General features: G+C 54.1%; 13 protein-coding genes. 4 read left to right on the top strand and 9 right to left on the bottom strand.

Annotated elements, in window-relative coordinates; translation table 11 throughout:
- Positions 1–40 precede the first annotated feature (40 nt).
- From FYZ48_RS15865 to map, 3 genes are all read right to left on the bottom strand, one after another.
- On the bottom strand, positions 41–931 hold the full coding sequence (locus FYZ48_RS15865; protein ID WP_149342033.1) for an acetamidase/formamidase family protein: 891 nt from the start codon (positions 929–931) through the stop codon (positions 41–43).
- Between the two features lie 40 nt (positions 932–971).
- A complete protein-coding gene (locus FYZ48_RS15870; protein ID WP_149342035.1) occupies positions 972–3,146 on the bottom strand; it encodes a GDSL-type esterase/lipase family protein in 2,175 nt (724 codons plus the stop codon).
- 241 nt (positions 3,147–3,387) lie between these two features.
- Positions 3,388–4,185 (bottom strand): type I methionyl aminopeptidase, encoded by a 798-nt coding sequence (gene map, locus FYZ48_RS15875; RefSeq protein ID WP_390625131.1) that lies wholly within the window; start codon positions 4,183–4,185, stop codon positions 3,388–3,390.
- Positions 4,186–4,390: 205 nt separating this feature from the next.
- Between map and rlmB the strand changes: the two genes are divergently transcribed.
- A complete protein-coding gene (gene rlmB, locus FYZ48_RS15880) occupies positions 4,391–5,176 on the top strand; it encodes a 23S rRNA (guanosine(2251)-2'-O)-methyltransferase RlmB (RefSeq protein WP_149342039.1) in 786 nt (261 codons plus the stop codon).
- Positions 5,177–5,219: 43 nt separating this feature from the next.
- On the opposite strand, the gene FYZ48_RS15885 is transcribed toward rlmB, so the two are convergent.
- Both FYZ48_RS15885 and FYZ48_RS15890 read right to left on the bottom strand, forming a co-directional pair.
- Positions 5,220–8,372 (bottom strand): efflux RND transporter permease subunit, encoded by a 3,153-nt coding sequence (locus FYZ48_RS15885; RefSeq protein WP_149342041.1) that lies wholly within the window; start codon positions 8,370–8,372, stop codon positions 5,220–5,222.
- Positions 8,373–8,441: 69 nt separating this feature from the next.
- A complete protein-coding gene (locus FYZ48_RS15890; RefSeq protein WP_187782053.1) occupies positions 8,442–9,593 on the bottom strand; it encodes an efflux RND transporter periplasmic adaptor subunit in 1,152 nt (383 codons plus the stop codon).
- 281 nt (positions 9,594–9,874) lie between these two features.
- Between FYZ48_RS15890 and FYZ48_RS15895 the strand changes: the two genes are divergently transcribed.
- A complete protein-coding gene (locus FYZ48_RS15895; protein WP_149342046.1) occupies positions 9,875–10,612 on the top strand; it encodes a CorA family divalent cation transporter in 738 nt (245 codons plus the stop codon).
- Positions 10,613–10,619: 7 nt separating this feature from the next.
- On the opposite strand, the gene FYZ48_RS15900 is transcribed toward FYZ48_RS15895, so the two are convergent.
- Positions 10,620–11,792, bottom strand: coding sequence for an FAD-dependent oxidoreductase (locus FYZ48_RS15900; protein WP_149342048.1), 1,173 nt, complete (start codon positions 11,790–11,792; stop codon positions 10,620–10,622).
- Between the two features lie 206 nt (positions 11,793–11,998).
- Here FYZ48_RS15900 and FYZ48_RS15905 point away from each other — a divergent pair, with 206 nt between their 5' ends.
- Entirely contained in the window at positions 11,999–13,501 is a 1,503-nt protein-coding gene (locus FYZ48_RS15905) for a M81 family metallopeptidase (RefSeq protein ID WP_149342050.1), read from the top strand.
- Positions 13,502–13,513: 12 nt separating this feature from the next.
- Here the strand turns inward: FYZ48_RS15905 and FYZ48_RS15910 are convergent, their stop codons facing one another.
- From FYZ48_RS15910 to FYZ48_RS15920, 3 genes are all read right to left on the bottom strand, one after another.
- Positions 13,514–13,855 carry a translation initiation factor gene (locus FYZ48_RS15910; protein WP_145185866.1) on the bottom strand — a complete coding sequence of 114 codons (342 nt, stop codon included), beginning with the start codon at positions 13,853–13,855 and terminating at the stop codon, positions 13,514–13,516.
- Positions 13,856–13,884: 29 nt separating this feature from the next.
- The gene (locus FYZ48_RS15915) at positions 13,885–15,678 is read right to left on the bottom strand and encodes an ATP-binding cassette domain-containing protein (RefSeq protein ID WP_149342052.1); all 1,794 of its coding nucleotides are present in this window, start codon (positions 15,676–15,678) and stop codon (positions 13,885–13,887) included.
- Positions 15,679–15,840: 162 nt separating this feature from the next.
- The gene (locus FYZ48_RS15920; protein ID WP_145041419.1) at positions 15,841–16,119 is read right to left on the bottom strand and encodes a hypothetical protein; all 279 of its coding nucleotides are present in this window, start codon (positions 16,117–16,119) and stop codon (positions 15,841–15,843) included.
- A 287-nt stretch (positions 16,120–16,406) separates the two neighbouring features.
- Here FYZ48_RS15920 and FYZ48_RS15925 point away from each other — a divergent pair, with 287 nt between their 5' ends.
- Positions 16,407–17,600, top strand: coding sequence for a sialidase family protein (locus tag FYZ48_RS15925; RefSeq protein ID WP_198422234.1), 1,194 nt, complete (start codon positions 16,407–16,409; stop codon positions 17,598–17,600).
- Positions 17,601–17,631 lie beyond the last annotated feature (31 nt).

The following is a 17,631-nucleotide window of genomic DNA, read 5'->3' on the forward strand; positions in this document are numbered from 1 at the left end:
CGTCTGAGTCGCTTCTGATCACATTGAGCCTGGGGCAGGTTCAAGAAGGATGAGCCACATACTTTTTCGGAACCTTGACCGCCAGTCCGCCTCCTTCATAGTATCCCAGGGAAATTTCCGCTACATGCGTTAACAGGTCATAGGCCCGCCAGCGATTCCAGCCATGCTCTGATTCCATCCAGAGAATCAATTGCGCGAACGCTTCTGCCGTCGCGCGTTCCATCGGAGTCCCACTGGCGACGGTGATCAGTTCATCGGGCGTCTCAATGCGGGGACCGGCGATTGTTTTACCTTTGATGAGTTCAATCGTCAGTGTCGTGTGGGAGGCCATCTCCAGTCCGGTTGCAGAGAGTTCCCCCTGCCCCATCGCAGCATGAGCGTCGCCCAGGTACAGATAAGCGCCCTCAACAAAGACCGGCAAGAAGAGTGTGTTGCCTTCCGTGACTTCGCGAATATCCATGTTTCCGCCATGCGGACCGGCGGGCATTGTACTGGGCATGCCGTAAGCGGGAGATGTGCCGATACACCCCAGCATGGGCTGAAAAGGAATCGCGATGTCATCACTCCAGTAAACCAGTCCCTCGCGAATGGGGCAGACATGCGCGCCATCCGGGACATCGGTTCCGAGCCACTGACAGAGCTGCTTGGGATTACCGGTATAGGTCGCGCATTGACCGTCTCGCGATTCAATCTGCTCGATCCGGATCGCCAGGGTATCTCCGGGTTCGGCCTGTTCGACATAAATGGGGCCGGTTACCGGATTGCTATAGGGGACCTTGCTTTTATCACGGCAGTCTCCAGGCTTCCGTATCTGGCCAGAGAGCGCGTCTTCCGTTTCGACACGAATCGTCTCGCCGCTATTGATGCGGAGTCGCGGTTCCTGTTCGCGGCTGAATTCATAATTCAGATTCCCCAGTGACAGTTCGTGCATATCATTCATCCTGGTTTCAAGTTGTCACATTTTCAGAAAATCAGTCGAGCTGAGACTTCAACCACTGCTTCAGCAGTTCTGCTGCGGAAGCGTTTTCTCCCTTGGAACGATCGACGAGAGTCAGGTCCTGCCCCAATACCAGTTGGCGGGTGAGTTTGTCGTTGTCTGTGACTGGATGTTCTGAATCGAATACGTCCGGATGGAAAACGACACAATCCCAGCCTCCCGTACCGAAGTTGAGTGAGTAATTCATGGTCCACATCATACTGCGGATGAATTCTTCCTGTGATTTGGCCTGTGCGCCACGGGGAATCGCCAGCAGAACCAGATCTGGTTTCGCCGGACGGATGAGCTGTTTTGCATCAGCCTCGATCTGCTTGAGCGTTTTTCCGGACGTATCCCAGGTGGTCACTTGCAGTCTGGCTTCAGGAGCGATTTCCGGTAGCACTGTTTGAATCAGCTGATCCAGAGGGGGCTGGGCGATGACTTTGATCGGTCGCTTGTCCTTGATGAGACTTCTGGTGCGTGGAATCGCGATCTCCAGCGGTTTCACATCATCCAGTGAGACTGTGTTTCCCGTAATGGATGCCGCTAACAGCTCTGCCATTTTTTTGTGGCCCGCCATGTTGGGATGAATCTCATCACTCATCTGCATTCGCCAGGCAAGCGGATCCTGTTTCCGCAGTGCAGAGAGTTGCTGATAGGTATCACAGACAGGCACATCCAACTCTGTTCCCACTTTGCGGACGACATCACAATATTTGACCAGTTTTTCTGCGGGACGACTGGTGGTGGTAATCACGGCATTGGGCGTACAGAGCAGGACTTCCGCCCCCGCCTCACGACACTGTTTCACAATCGAGTGCAGGTTTTTCTCATAATCTTCCAGCGGAACCCGCGTCATGTCGTTCAGACCAAACATGACCGTAACCAGGTCAGGCTGATGCTTGAGGACGTCCCGTTCGATGCGCGACAACGCATTCACGGTGGTGTGCCCGCTAATACCTGCATTGAGCATTTCCGGCTGAGAACCAGGAACCGCTTTCTGCAGGGCAATGCCCAGCATGTCAGTATAAGCCCGACGACTGCCGGTGTGATAATAGACGCCGGTCACGCTATCCCCGAAACAGACAACCTTCGTCGGCTTGCCTGCTTTGAATTTGGCGAGCGTTTTAGGAAACTCATTCGAGGGGGAAGCACTCTGCTTCTGCTGGTCGAACCAGTTGGGAGGCACATAGAGGGACCAGACCTGACTGCTGAGTGGTTGTGCATGGCCGCCGGCCAGCCAGATTTTGTCCTGGAAGACGAAAGCCGAATGTTCGTGCCGCTCTTTCCAGACGACATCCGATTTCAGCTCCGTCCAGTTTTTACCATCCTGGGTATACCAGACGTCCTGCTTGTTGGTCGAGGGATTGTTGGACCAGCCGCCGATCACCCAGATGCGATCTCGATAGACAACGGAAGAGAACCAGAGCCGCTCGTGCCAGGGGGCGTGGGCTGTCTCCTGTCTCCAGTGAACACCGTCTGCGGAACTCCAGACGTCATTATTCGCGTGATATTCGGGTGTGTAATTACCGCCACCAAACACATAAATTCTATCGTTCAATACAGCAGCCTGGTGATATGCCCGGGGAGACCAGCCGGCGTGCTCCGTGGCCAGCTTCCATTCTTTTCCGTCGGCGGAATACCAGACATCGTTTTTGAGGCTTTTCTCGTCGCCGAAGTAATAGTTTTCGGATCCGCCGAGCAGCCACATCTTATCTTTGAAGGTGACGAGTGCTGCTGCCAGTCGAGGAGTCCAGTTCGCTTTTTTGGTGACCAGATCCCAGTCTTTTCCATCTTTGGTAGACCAGACCTGATTCCCGGCGGAGTGACCGGGGAGCCGACCGTTATACCAGCCTCCCATGAGCCACATCTTGTCTTTGAAGACAACCGTCATCGGCAGGTCGCTGTGAATCCAGGGGGCCTGTTTCGTGACCAGCGACCATTTCTTTCCGTCGGAAGATTTCCAGACATCGCGGGGAGGTGCTTCGTAAGAATTGAACCAGCCACCAAAAATCCAGAGCTGGTCTTTATAAACCAGTTCCCCTTGTGAGTCGCGGGGTTGCCAGTCCGCTTTTTCGGTGACCTTCACCCAGTCCAGTTTTCTGTCTTCGGCAAAGCCTGCAGTGGATATCAACAGGAACAACAGCGGCAGCAGGAAGGATCGCAGCATCTCAACTCCATACCTGATTGTGTGCAAAGGGTCACGCGAGCATATCAGTAACAATCTTAAGTAATTATTACCATACCCTGCAGTTTCCTCAGGTTGCAAGCGTAGGTCTCCTGTGGCGCATGAGAACTGCAATAAAATTCGCGGAATAGAGCAGCGATACTCTGTTCAGATACCGCGCAGCAGCATACGCAGAGACTGTGAATGTCTGGAACGGCTACCGTCTGATGTGACAGCGGTGCGTTTAGAAACGGTGCCCTGGTTGGGGACCTTCTTTGGTCAGCGTCAGAATTTCCGGGCCGGAGTCGGTCATCAGAATCGTATGTTCGAACTGAGCCGAAAGCTTGCCGTCCTTAGTGCGGACTGTCCAACCGTCGCTGCGGTCTTCAACAGTTTTCCAGGTACCGGCGTTCAACATCGGTTCAATGGTGAAACACATTCCCGGCAGGAGCAGATCGCGTTCTGAGCCTGAGACCGGGTAATGGGGAATGCCCGGATCGGTGTGGAATTCACGTCCGATGCCATGTCCCTGGTACTGCCGAACGACTCCGTAACCGAGTTCCGTTGCGAAATCGTAAATCACTTCGCCGATCTCGATGACACTGGAACCGGGCTTGATCGTGTTGATCGCTAGAAACAGAGATTCATAAGTTGCCTGAACGAGCTTACGGGCATCCTCGGATACTTCGCCAACCAGAAAGGTTTCCGACTGATCGCCGTACCAGCCGTCGACGATACTGGTGATATCCACGTTGACGATGTCGCCTTCTTTCAGCTCGGTGTCATCGGGAATCCCGTGGCAGACAACTTCATTGATACTGATGCAGCAGCTTTTGGGAAAGCCATGATAGCCTAAGGTGGCGGGTGTATGACCGTTGGATACCGTGTATTCGTGAACCACCTGATTGATTTCGTCCGTTGTAATCCCCGGTTTTACATACGGGCGCAGATGATCCATCAAACTGGCATTGAAACGGGATGCGATTCGCAGTCGTTCCCATTCGTACGATTTATAAATAATTGGATTTCCGGACAAAATGATCGCCTCTATCTCTTTCCATGTTCGACTGACAGTGATGTGATTCAGAGTGGAGAGAGTTCATGCATTCCGCTAAGATGCGTGCGGTGTGGCCCCACTGCAAACTGATTCCTGTTGCAGGATAACAGTTTCTGTCAAATCGCAGCAATATTCGTTATCCACTGCGATATGCTGAAATATAGAATAAACAAACTTACAAAGAATTCCTATGGTCGGAAAGCATTCTAAAGTAAAGAAAAATAAGCCTCTGCTGGGAAACCACCAGAAATGCTGGATCTGGGGAAGAAATGCAGTCCGGGAAACGCTGTCTGCCGGCTTCTGGACGATCTGGGAATTGTACCTCTCTGACAGACTGCCTGCCGAAGAGCTCGAAGAACTCGAAGCCTGCGCTACAAAGCATTCCGTGCCGGTCGTGATCACGTCAGACAAAACACTGACACAAAAATGCAGAGCCGGTGACCACCAGGGGATGATTGCCAAGATGGCTCCCTTCCCGTATGCAGACCCGGAACAGATTCGCAGGCAGACGACAGGCACACCGCTCTACCTCATTCTGGATCGGATTCAGGACCCATATAATTTTGGAGCGATCATCCGTTCGGCCGAGATTCTGGGAACGGATGCGATATTTCTTGGTGAGCAGGAACAATGCGATGTGACCAGCCTCGTCTGCCGCACCTCGGCTGGGGCGGTGAATCATGTGCCGCTGGCACAAGTGCCAGATCTGGTCGCATTCTGTCAGCAGTTGAAGTCAGAAAATATCAACGTGCTGGGGACAGCGATGCAGGCGGAGGAGACGCTCGTCGACTATCACTTCACACAACCCACGGCTCTCATCATGGGGAATGAGGGAACGGGACTGCATCCGGATCTGCTTGCCGCCTGTTCGCATCTCATCCGCATTCCACAACAGGGACAGACCGAGTCGCTCAATGTCGCGGTCTCTGCAGGGATACTGCTCTACGAAGCCAGTCGGCAGCGCGGGTTTGAGTAAAGTGCCCCGAGAGATTACATCTCGTCTGCTCTCCACGCAGTTTTTATTTCGCAGGGGGAGTTGACTCGGAGATGATCTTGGAATCCGGTTTGCTGTCAGTCATCCATTCACTGACGATCTGGATCACCACATACATCACGGGTACCATCACCACGCCGAACAACGTAGCAGCGGTAAGACCGGCAACCACTGCGGTTCCCAACGCCTGTCGACTCGCGGCCCCGGCTCCCGATGCGATCGCCAGGGGAATCGCCCCCAGAATCGCGGAGAATGCGGTCATCAGAATCGGACGGAAACGGAGGTTACAGGCTTCGATGGCTGCATCGCGAATCGAATTCCCCGCTTCACGCTGCAGTTTCGCGAATTCGACGATCAGAATCGCGTTTTTACTGGCGAGTGCAATGAGGAGCACGAAGCCGACCTGGGTATAAATATTGTTATCCATTCCACGCAACATGGTCGCGAAAATCGCGCCGAAGATGCCCAGAGGAACCGACAGAATCACGGAGATCGGAATCGACCAGCTTTCATACTGGGCACAGAGGAACAGATACACAAAGACCAGAGCCATCGCAAAAATGAACGGGGCCATATTGCCGGCTTCGATCTGTTGATAAGCAATCCCAGTCCACTCATATCCGAAGCCTTCGGGGAGAATCTCATTACAGAGTTCTTCCATGCGCTGAATTGCCTGGCCGGAACTGTATCCTGGCGCCGGGTTACCGGTAATTGCGGAAGTTGGATAGAGATTATAGTGATCCACTTCCTGCGGTCCGGCGCTGTTATTCACTTTGACCAGCGTGTGCAGGGGAACCATGCTGCCGCGACGATCGCGGACTTTGAGTCGTGTAATATCCGCAACTTTGCTGCGGTAGTCTTCATCCGCCTGAACCATGACCTTGAAAGTACGGTTGAAGAGGTTGAAGTCGTTCACGTAAGTCGATCCCAGTTCCGCCTGGAGCGTATCGAAGATGGAATTCAGGGGGATACCCATCTTGATCGCTTTTTCGCGATCGATGTCCAGGTAAAGCTGTGGCACGGTCGCACTGAAACTGGTATTGAGTCCACGCAACACCGGGTCCATGTTACCGCGGTCCATCAGATCGGTCGTCGCCATCTGAAGGACATCCATGCCTGCGGCGCTGCGATCCTGTAACTGAATCTGGAACCCACCGGCATTACCCAAACCCTGGATCGCCGGTGGAATAAATGCGAAGGAGATCGATTCCTGGATCTGGGCCAGTTCCTTCTGCAGACGCGGCACCAGAGCGAACACGTGCAGTTCGGGAGACTGTCTTTTGTCCCAGTTTTCCAGTGCGATGATGGTTGTGGAGTAATTGGAGGCATTCGAGTTATTCAACATCGAGAAGCCGCCCATGGTAATCACGTGTGTTGCGGAGGGGAGATCTGCAGCGAGTTTATTAATCCGGTTCTGCACGACGCGGGTCCGGTTCAGGGCGGCACCGTCGGGCAGCTGTGTATTGATGAAGATATACCCCTGGTCTTCGTTCGGCAGGAAGCCCCCCGGAACGGACATGAAGCCGACCCCGGTTGCACCAAAGATGACCAGCATCGGAATCAGCATGATAAACGCACGTCGGACACAGGTCGTGACGATTTTCATATAGATATTCAGTGAACGGTCAAAACACCAGTTGAAACCGCGGAAGAAGAGTCCCTGTCGCGCTTTGGTCTGACGCAGCATGATCCCGCACATCGCCGGGCTGAGCGTCAACGCACAGACGGAGGAAAACAGGGTAGCGATTGAAATCGTCAACGCGAACTGACGATAGAGGCGACCGGTAATCCCCGGCAGCACCATGGTCGGTACGAAAACCGCCAGCAGCACCAGGGTCGTCGCGATCACCGGACCGGTGATTTCGATCATCGCCTTTTCAGTGGCTTCCTTCGGGGAGCACTTTTCGGTATCGAGAATACGGGTCACGTTTTCAACGACCACGATGGCGTCGTCGACCACAATCCCGATAACCAGCACGATACCGAACAGGGAGAGCGTGTTAATCGTATAGCCCATGGCCAGCATGACTGCCATGGTTCCCAGGAGTGATACCGGGATGGTCACCGCAGGAATTAACGTAGCACGGAAATCCTGCAGGAAGACAAAAATGGTGATAAATACCAGCAGGAGTGCCATGAACAGGGTGGTGACCACTTCGTCGATCGAGGCAGTCACAAACTCGGTGGAGTCATAGGGGACAGAATATTCCAGTCCTTTGGGAAAGTCTTTTTTGAGACGTTCCAATACGTTACGTGATTTCTCAGCAACATCGAGCGCATTCGCGCCGGGTAACTGGTAGACCGCGATTAAAGCCGCTGGCTTGCCATCCAGTTGGGAATAACCAGAGTAATCCTGGGCTCCCAGTTCGACGCGAGCCACATCCTTGATCTGGGTGATCTGCCCGTCTTCACCGGTCTTGATGATGATGTCCGCGAACTGTTTGGGATCTGTCAAACGACCGAGGGTCGTTACGGTCAACTGGAAGTCCTGGTTATCGGGATTGGGTTCCTGCCCGATTGAACCAGCGGCCACCTGTACGTTCTGCTGCCGGAGTGCATCGACCACGTCTGTTGTGGTGATATTACGGGTATCGAGCTGATTGGGATTCAGCCAGATCCGCATGCCGAAATCTTTGGCGTTGACGACATTGACATCACTGACACCATCAATTCGTTTCAGCTCGTCATTAATATTAATGGACGCGTAGTTACTGAGGTAGAGCTCATCAAAGGTTTCATCCGGCGAATTGAGAGCAATCACCAGTGTCATGTTGGTAGATTTTTTCTTGGTGGTGACCCCTTCCCGCTTTACATCTTCCGGAAGTGAGGGATTGGCAATCGCGACACGGTTCTGTACCAGTACGTTCGCCATGTCGAGATCGGTGCCGACATCAAATGTGACGGTTAATGTCATGTTCCCGTCGCTGGTACTGCTGGAGGACATGTAGAGCATGTTCTCCACGCCGTTGACCTGTTCTTCGATCGGGGTGGCGACGGTATCCGCGACCACCTGGGCATCGGCACCACGGTAGGTGGCGGTGACGGCAACAGTGGGAGGAGTGATGTCCGGAAAGAGTTCCACGGGTAACAGCGGGAGCGAGATAGCACCGACAATGGCGATGACGATCGAAATCACGCTGGCAAAAATCGGATGATAGATAAAAAACCGGGAAAACATTCTCGTCCGTTTCGTTTAAATATTCAGTCAGGCAAATCAGAGAATCAAACTACATGGCCCTGTCGCGGCTCAGTTCTGCTTGTTATCAGTTGCAGCGGCAGGTTTACCCTGCGCATCACCGGTTTTCTTCGGTTCCGCAGCGGGTTTTGCCTGCTGCGGTGCTGCCTGTTTATTCTGCTGCTGACCACCCGCGTTCTGCTGGTTTCCTGCAGGCTGATTATTGGTAATCGTCACCGGTTTTCCGGGACGGGCGCGCTGAATGCCTTCTGCGATATATTTCTCTCCCGGCTTGATCCCTTTCAGAATCACCCGCATACCGTTATCGAGCTGACCGATTTCCACCTGTCGCTTCTCGACGATATTATCTTTCCCCACGATCAGCAGGTATTTCCCTGCGAGGTCGGTCCCGATGGAGACGTCCTGAACCAGAACTGCTCCGGGAATCGGATCACCGTAGACGCGGACGCGAACATACAGCCCCGGATAAAGATAACCCTCTTTATTCTCCAGTACCGCTCGCACCTGAATAGTACCTGTGCCTGGATCGATTTTATTATTCGCAAAGTCGATGGTACCGATGTGTGGATAGCCTTCTTCGTCTGAGAGCCCCACATGTACCTTCAAGGGATCTTTGCTCCCCGGAGCGCGTTTCTTCTTCAAAGCCTGCAGCCAGAGACGCTCACTGGCATCAAAATAGACATAGATCGGATCCATCGTCACGATACTCGTGAGCAGCGTGTTTTCTCCGGAGCCGACCAGGTTGCCGACATCGACCAGGTTTCGACTGATCTTGCCATCAATGGGAGATTTGATTGTGGTATAGCCCATATTAATCTGAGCCTGCTCGATATCCGCCTGCGCTCCCATGACAGCTGCCTTGGCTTTATCACGGGCTGCGGTGGCATCGTTCACATCCTGGGGCGTGACGGCCTGTTTCTTTAACAGTTCGGTATAGCGATCCAGGGTTGCCTGAGCATCGACAAGTTGTGCCTTGGCTGCTTCCATCTGAGCATTGGCTTTATCCAGAGCCGCCTGGTACTCGTCCTGCTGAATCACAAACAGCAACTGCCCTTTTTTAACATCGTCAGATGGCTGAAAGTCGATCTTTTCCAGGAATCCTGCGACGCGGGCGCGAATATCCACCGAGGCGACGGAAGCCAGTGTTCCGGTGAAATCTTCATTGAAGACCACCTGTTTGACAACCGGTTCTGCAACTGTCACTGCAGGCGGTTTCATCTGTGGTGGTGGAGGCGGCTGATTACAGCCACTGAGCAGTAGCGTAAGGGGACAGAGTAAGACTAAAGATTTGAGAATTGAAAATCGGACGGGTGAATCGTTCACAGTGCTCCCTTTAATCGCTACCAAGACCAGTCATTTGTCTTGAAGTATCTCAGAATCCGGATCATTTCCATATATACGCGGCCCGTAGTAACAGGCATACTACTCACTTAGACACTCTAAATGCAATTCTCATTTGACTTAAAAAGAGATTGAGCACCAAGATGCAGGATTCTTCACTTTTACCGGCGACGTGGAATGTCCCCGTAGAATTTCATGATCGACTGGGAAAACAGGTTGGGCGCCAGAGAACCATGGTTGCAGAAGGGCACCTGTTAATCATCCTGCACGCGCCTCCTGAGCCTGAAGACACTTACCGTAAAGGCCGTTTCTTCTGGCGCGAACCGGATGCCACCTGGCACGCTTCTGAATTTAAAAGCGGCCCCGATGCGTTGAATGCCCACTTCGAGGAATATGAGACGCTGCTGGAAGACTATGACGAAAAGGTGGACCAGGCGACCAGCTCGCTCGACTACCTCGAAGTACTGAATCACCTGGGGCCTCTGTATCGGGCCCTGGCGCATGCCACGCAGGCCCTGCAGTTGGCACGCGAGGCGATTCCGAAAGACAAACTGCTGATCGACTATCGCGATAATGCCTATCGACTGGAACGAACCGCCGAACTGTTGATTACAGATGCCAAAAATGCGCTGGAATATATTGTTGCAAAACAGGCGGAAGAACAGGCCAAAGTCTCCGCACGCATCGAACTTTCGTCGCACCGACTGAATCTGCTCATAGCTTATTTCTTCCCGATCGCCACACTCAGTACGATTTTCGGTTCCAACTTTCGGCACGGCTACGAACAGTACCTGACACCCTACCCGTTCTGGATCATGGTCGCGACCGGACTGGGGCTCGGTTTTTTGATTCACCTGTTTCTCAAACGGGGTCCGCGGTGAACGACCACTACTTACCAGGTTGAGAACTGTGTAACCAGCCGGTCTTGAAGCCACAGAGTGTTTTGAGCATCTGCTCGCGCAAGACTGGAGTCTGACTCATGACGGGCAGACTGAGATCGCGGCCCCAGCCGCGGAGCACTCCGGGTGACTGAAAGAATGGTGAAAGCCAGCCCGTGATCCGCTGATAGAAACGAAGCTTGCTGCGTCGGCGGGCTTCATAGAGGCGACAGGTAGACTGAAAGTCCCCCTGCTGTTGCAGGCATTCGGCAAAGATCCAGACATCCTCCAGTGCCAGATTGGCCCCCTGTCCCAGATGCGGGCTGGTGGGATGAGCGGCGTCTCCCATGAAAATAACACGCTCTGCATGCCAGTTACGAAGTGAGATGCTGCGATAAGTGGTAAAGGTGTAATCCTGAAAGCCGGTGGTCTGTTTCAACAGTTCTTCTGCCAGCGGACAGAGTGTCAGCACTTCCTGCATCCACTGGTCGAAGCCCTGCTGCTGGTAGCGGCTGAACTGGTCTGCCGTCAGTCCCCAGAAAAAGCTGCATTCATCCTGCCCGATTGGCAACAGACCGGCCAGCCGCCGTGTTCCGGAGACCAGTTGCAGCAGATGATCGTGGACCGCGGTACATTTTCCCGTGGCCCAGAGCGCCCCGTACTCGTATTCGACGCCCCTCTGCGGAATCCCGCTGACTGAGCGCAGCTGTGAGCGCGAGCCATCGACGGCGATCAGAAAATCGAACTGCTCTTCACATTCTCCCTGTTCCAGTTGCAGGGTCAATCCGGCTGATCCATTCTGATAACCGATCACCCGGGATCCTTCGTGGATTTCAGTGCCCGCCTGTTGAGCGAGATTCAACAGCGCGGTAAACAGTCGTCCCCGATGCACCCCCAGCCCAAACAGATCGGGATGCAGTCGTTGGTATTCCAGACGAATCAGACGCTTACCCGATTCCCGGACGGCTTCAATCGCATTAAGTCGAGCGGACTCCGCAGCGATCTGCTCATAGAGGCCCAACTGCTGGAGAACCCATTGTCCCACAGGCTGGATCATGATCCCCGCTCCCACCGGACCACAGTGAACCGCCTGTTCAAAGAGCGTCACAGTATGCCCCTGTCGGGCGAGCAGAGCTGCCGCCGCAGTGCCCGCGATTCCACCACCTGCGATCGCAATCTTCATGTTACCGGCTCAATGTTCGAAAGTTTCTGGAGGAGAGGACTGACTGGCAGACTCACTACATAATGAAAATCAGACATTCTGAAAAGAGGAAACCAGAGCGTGGATTCGCTTTCTTTTTCTGAAATCTTTAACTATGTTAAATAACACAGATCTGATCTGTACCTCTGGTGCTCATCCATCCCAATAACCTCCCAGGAGTCTTCCTCATGCGAATCGCAACCGGCGGTGTGCTTCATGAAACCAGCACCTACTCTGATCTTCCCACCACGCTGAATGATTTCATCAATGACCGTGGTCTGTTTCGTGGTCAGGAGATCATGGAGACGTTTCCCGGCGCAAATGTCTGTATTGGCGGCTTCATTGACGCAGCCAAACGACACGGATTCGAACTGATTCCGCTGCTGTGGACGTTTGCATTTCCCAGCGGTCTGATCGAACGGAAGACTTATGACGACCTGCTGGCTGAGTTCCTGGAGCGGCTGAAAGCAGCCGAAGACGAAGGGGGCCCGGTCGACGGTGTGCTGCTGGACCTGCACGGGGCGATGGTCATCGATGGCATTGAGGATGGCGACGGCCACTTCATTTCGAAAGTACGCGAATACCTGGGAGACGACCGGCCGATCCTGGTGACTCCAGACATGCACGGCAACCATTCTCCTCTCCGCGTGGAACAGGCGACCGCCATCCTGGGTTACGACACCTATCCGCATATCGATATGAATGAGCGCGGGCAGGAAGCCGCGGATCTCATCGTGCGGATTATCAACGGCGAGGTCAAACCGGTGATGACACTCCGGCAGATTCCGCTGTTCTGGAGCACCGCCTGCCAGGTAACCGCACATATGCCGATGAGAGAGGTCATGGATTACGCGCATGAAATCGAAACCCGCCCCGGTATTCTGGGCGTCACCGTCTCGACGGGATTTCCCTGGGCCGACATCCCTGAAGTTGGACCGTCGATCATCGTCGTGGCTGACAATGACCAGGAACTGGCAGACAAAACGGCGGACGAACTGAGTGGCTGGATCTGGGAACGAAGACGCCGCTGGTACAAACTGCCCTTCTCGGTCACCGATGCGATCAAAGAGGGCCAGGAAATCGGCAAGTTCCCGATCATCCTGGCCGATCACGCCGACAATACAGGTGGTGGTACCGCCGGCGATTCGACCGAGATCCTGCAGACCTTTCTGGACATGAAACTGGACAAGGCTTTGATTCTGTATATCGTCGATCCCGAGGTCGTGGCGCTGGCCCACGAAGCTGGCGTAGGGGGCACGATTGAAACTGAGGTCGGCGGCAAGTCTAATCCGATCCAGGGGCCTCCGGTGAAGATGAAAGCCACCGTCAAAGCGCTGTCCCAGGGCGAGTTCAAGTACGATGGTCCGATGTATGCAGGGCTGACGGGGAACATGGGTCCCTCTGCCTGGATTCAGCAGGATGGCGTCAACGTGGTGGTGGTGACTGCCCGCGAACAGCCTTTCGGGCCGGCGTTTTCCAAGACGCTGGGAATTGATTGTGAATCGATGAACTACATCTCTGTCAAATCATCGGCGCACTTCCGAGCCAGTTTTGAACCATTCGCCGGCTCGATCTTCAACGTGGAAGCCCGTGCGATTCACACGCACGACTTTGCCAAACTGAACCACCAGCGCAGAAAGCAGGATTTCTATCCGGTCGAAATCCCTTACGAATCGGCACCGGATATTTAAGCAACGGGTGCTTCAACCTTTGACCTTGAAGCCCATCTGCTGGAGAGTCTCGCGAACCCGGTCCAGTTGTTCTCCCTGAATTTCCAGATCTTCGTCCTTGAGTGCGCCGCCGGCGCCACAGCGGTCTTTGATCTGTTTCAAGAGTTCAGGGAGATCATTGCCTTCCGCGGGCAACCCACGGATCACGGTGACGCGTTTCCCCTTTTTGCGTTTTTCGATCGACAGCCGCGCAGTCTGCTGCTCGGGTGGAATCCGAAACGGTGGCTCGGGAGGGCAGATGCATTCCTCTTCCAGCTGATCGCATTTTTCGCAGCGGGGAGGTCGGTCAAAGGGGGTTCCTTCAAACAGGCGCATGGTATCTCCTTCGTGATTTGAATCCGCGGTTATTGAACGCGTGATTCCAGTTCTTCCCAGCGTTCGAGCAGACGTTCCAGTTCGCTCTGAATCGTTTGCAGACGATTCGAGGCATCCGTGATGATATCGCTGCTCTGTTTGAAAAAGTCAGGATCAGACATCGCCGACTGCAGTTCGGTCTGTTCCTGTTCCAGTGCTTCGATCTGTTGAGGAATCTGTTCCAGTTCCCGTTCTTCTTTATAACTCAGCTTGGCCTTCGGCTTCGGTTTTTCCGAGCTGGCTACTGGTTGGGGTTTTGACTCTGGCTTCTTCTCTTCGACGGCTTTGCTGTTTTCAGACTGTCTGAGATAATCATCGTAACCGCCTGCGTATTCCTTGACGCTTCCATCCTCATCAACGACGAGTGTGGCGGTGACCACGTTATTCAGAAACGCCCGGTCGTGGCTGACGAGCAGCAGCGTTGCGGGATGATTACAAATCAGTTCTTCCAGCAGTTCCAGGGTTTCTGCATCCAGGTCGTTGGTCGGTTCGTCCAGCACGAACAGGTTGGCCGGGCGTTTGAAGAGCTTGGCGAGTAATAACCGGTTGCGTTCTCCTCCGGAAAGAAAACGGGCCGGTCGGCGGGCCCGTTCCGGCGTGAAGAGAAAATCCTGCAGGTATCCGTAAATGTTGCGGGGCTTGCCATCGATGGTGAGCGTCTCCTGACCTTCACCAACGTTTTCGATCACCGTCTTCTCTTCTTCGATCTGCTCGCGAAGCTGATCGAAGTACAGGACTTCCAGATTGGTTCCCACCCGAATCGTGCCACTGTCCGGCTGCAAGTCTCCCAGCATCAGTTTTAACAGCGTGGTCTTACCGGCACCGTTGCGGCCGATGATTCCGATTTTGTCTCCCCGAGAGATGAGTGTCGTAAAGTTGCGAATGACCGGTTCGTCACCATACGAGAAGGAGACGTCTTTGGCTTCGATCACCATTTGCCCCGAGCGGTCGGCACTGGCAACCTGCAGATTGACGTTCCCCACCTGGGTGCGGCGTTGTTTGCGTTCTTCCCGCATTTTCTTTAAGGCTCGGACGCGCCCTTCGTTGCGGGTACGACGGGCCTTGATGCCCTGGCGGATCCAGACCTCTTCTTCTGCCAGCTTCTTATCGAATAATGCGTTCTGTTTTTCTTCCGCTTCGAGAAACGCTTCTTTACGTTTAAGGAAGGTATCGTAGTCGCAGGTCCAGTCGTACATGTGACCGCGGTCGATTTCGATGATCCGCGTCGCCAGGGCCTGCAGGAAGACCCGGTCGTGGGTGACGAACAGCAGTGTTCCCTCGTAGGATTGCAGGAACTGTTCCAGCCATTTGATTGCAGGGATATCCAGATGGTTGGTCGGTTCATCGAGTAGCAGGATGTCCGGGGACTGCACAATCGCCCGCGCCAGTAATACCCGGCGTTTCATACCCGAGGAGAGGGATTCGAAGATTTCATCCCCGACCAGTCCCATGCGAGCGAGGATCTGATCGACGGCATGATCGACTTCCCAGTCATGCTCGTAGAAGGGAGCCGCCGCTTCCGCGACGAATTCATGGATCTGGTGTGCGCCCCCTGCGGGGACTTCCTGAACGAGACGTGCCACGCGGAGGTCTTTATCACGTTTGATGTCCCCGTGGTCCGCATCCAGTTCGCCCGCGATAATTTTCATCAGCGTGGATTTACCGGCCCCGTTACGTCCCAGCAGCCCGATGCGTTCTCCCGCATTGATTTCGAGACTGATGCCATCCAGCAGTGGCGGACCACTCCAGGTAAAGGAGACTTCACTCAAGCTCAACAGTGACATTACTCAGCACTTCCGCTCACATGGATATAAAAAAACCCGACTCGCATGGTCGGGAATCGCTTGCACACGGACATGTTAAGTTCAGCTTCGGGAATCTGCAATGCCGGCGCGGAGCGGGATTGATGAGAACCGGGGGATAAACGACCTGTCTGTTTCGGAAGATTAAAGACGTTTACGACCGGAGAGCAGACTGAGGACGGCTACAAACAGGGACGCCCCGATAATGGACCAGACTACCGGGTAGTTTCGCCCCCCCAGCGGAATGGAGAGAATTTCGGGCAGTTCGAGAGCCATGGCGAGTTTACTGCCGATCAGAGCACCGATAAATCCCAGCGCAATTGATACCAGACAGCCCCCGCGCGTCGAGCCGGCCAGTGCCCGGGCGATACTGCCACACAGGCCTGAAACTACCAGCAGGATGATCAGTTCCGTTAAATCCATGGAATCCCTTAAGCGTCTAATGAAGCGAGATGAATGGGGAGCAGTCCGTCGGAAACACAGACTCTGCAACCATACTCTAGGTCAGGTTGGACAGTCTGTCCAGTTCCGGTTCCAGATCAGAGGTTTCAGAACACTTTTCACCCTTGCCCGAAAACCGGACTCACATCGCCGTTTGTTGATCTGAATACTCGCCACGGGTGCGTTGATCTGCTAGCATGGCTTCAGTCTCGGTTTGCCTTAAAACCATTGATCTGACATGACGTTCTACCAGCTAATGAGGTCTCATCTTGCGCTCTCTGTTTACCACCTGCTTCGCTTTTCTGATCACCTGCTCTGTACTGACTCCAGTCAAAGGCATCAGTGCCGAACCCGATGACCAATCTGACCCCGCCCTGGTTGCTCCGCCAATCAATACGAATCCCGGTCCGGAATACGCGGATGACACGCGGATGTTCCAGGGAATCCCGGGACTGGAACGGTCTAAAGACGGTCGTCTGTGGGCCCTCTGGTATTCCGGTGGTATTACGGAAGGGGAACTGAACTACGTCATTCTGGTAACCAGTGGTGATGATGGCAAAACCTGGTCGGGTCCTAAACTGGTCATCGATCCTCCTGGCCCCGTGCGTGCATATGACCCCGCGTTATGGCGGGATCCCTCGGGAAAGCTGTGGCTGTTCTGGGCACAGTCTTACCGCTGGTGGGACGGACGCAGTGGTGTCTGGGCAATTACGACCGATGAAGCCGACAAGGAGAATCCAACCTGGAGTAATCCTCGTCGCATCTGCAACGGGATCATGATGAATAAGCCCACGGTCCTGCCGAACGGCGACTGGCTGCTGCCCGTGGCCGTCTGGAAACAACCGGCGAAAGAAGCGATTGAGTACCGTTTCGATTTACCTGAGGAACGGGGCGGTAACATTATTATCTCCCGGGATCAGGGAAAAACGTTTGAACTGCTGGGACAGACCGATGTTCCCGAGCGTACATTCGACGAACATATGATTGTCGAACGCAAGGACGGCAGCCTGTGGACCCTGGTGCGTACGCGTTATGGCATTGGCGAATCGATTTCCACGGACGGTGGTAAGACCTGGTCCCCCGGGAAAGCGTCGACCATTCCGCACATCAATGCCCGCTTCTTCATTCGCCGGCTGAATTCCGGTAATCTGTTGCTGGTGCGTCACAATCCTACCGACCGCAAGACGCGACGCGATCTGACCGCTTACATCTCAAAGGATGATGGCAAGACCTGGGAGGGAGGACTGCTGCTGGATGAACGACCGGGAGTCTCCTATCCAGACGGTGTGCAGAGCAAAGATGGAACGATCTACATCATCTACGATTACTCCCGAACCGGCGACAAGAATATCCTGATGAGCACCTTTACCGAAGAGGACGTTCTGGCTGGCAAACCGGTTTCCGGTAAAGTCCGTCAGCGGGTGCTCATCAACCAGGCAACGGGCGAAATACCCAGGAAGTAATAAGTTTTCAACGGTCTTTTATTTCAATCAA

Source organism: Gimesia chilikensis (assembly GCF_008329715.1).
GTDB classification, from domain to species: Bacteria; Planctomycetota; Planctomycetia; order Planctomycetales; family Planctomycetaceae; genus Gimesia; species Gimesia chilikensis.

Coding starts and splice junctions, on each gene's coding strand:
- FYZ48_RS15865 (WP_149342033.1), bottom strand. CDS start 931: ATGCACGAACTGTCACTGGGGAATCTGAATTATGAATTCAGCCGCGAA.
- FYZ48_RS15870 (WP_149342035.1), bottom strand. CDS start 3,146: ATGCTGCGATCCTTCCTGCTGCCGCTGTTGTTCCTGTTGATATCCACT.
- rlmB (WP_149342039.1), top strand. CDS start 4,391: ATGGTCGGAAAGCATTCTAAAGTAAAGAAAAATAAGCCTCTGCTGGGA.
- FYZ48_RS15885 (WP_149342041.1), bottom strand. CDS start 8,372: ATGTTTTCCCGGTTTTTTATCTATCATCCGATTTTTGCCAGCGTGATT.
- FYZ48_RS15895 (WP_149342046.1), top strand. CDS start 9,875: ATGCAGGATTCTTCACTTTTACCGGCGACGTGGAATGTCCCCGTAGAA.
- FYZ48_RS15900 (WP_149342048.1), bottom strand. CDS start 11,792: ATGAAGATTGCGATCGCAGGTGGTGGAATCGCGGGCACTGCGGCGGCA.
- FYZ48_RS15905 (WP_149342050.1), top strand. CDS start 11,999: ATGCGAATCGCAACCGGCGGTGTGCTTCATGAAACCAGCACCTACTCT.
- FYZ48_RS15910 (WP_145185866.1), bottom strand. CDS start 13,855: ATGCGCCTGTTTGAAGGAACCCCCTTTGACCGACCTCCCCGCTGCGAA.
- FYZ48_RS15915 (WP_149342052.1), bottom strand. CDS start 15,678: ATGTCACTGTTGAGCTTGAGTGAAGTCTCCTTTACCTGGAGTGGTCCG.
- FYZ48_RS15920 (WP_145041419.1), bottom strand. CDS start 16,119: ATGGATTTAACGGAACTGATCATCCTGCTGGTAGTTTCAGGCCTGTGT.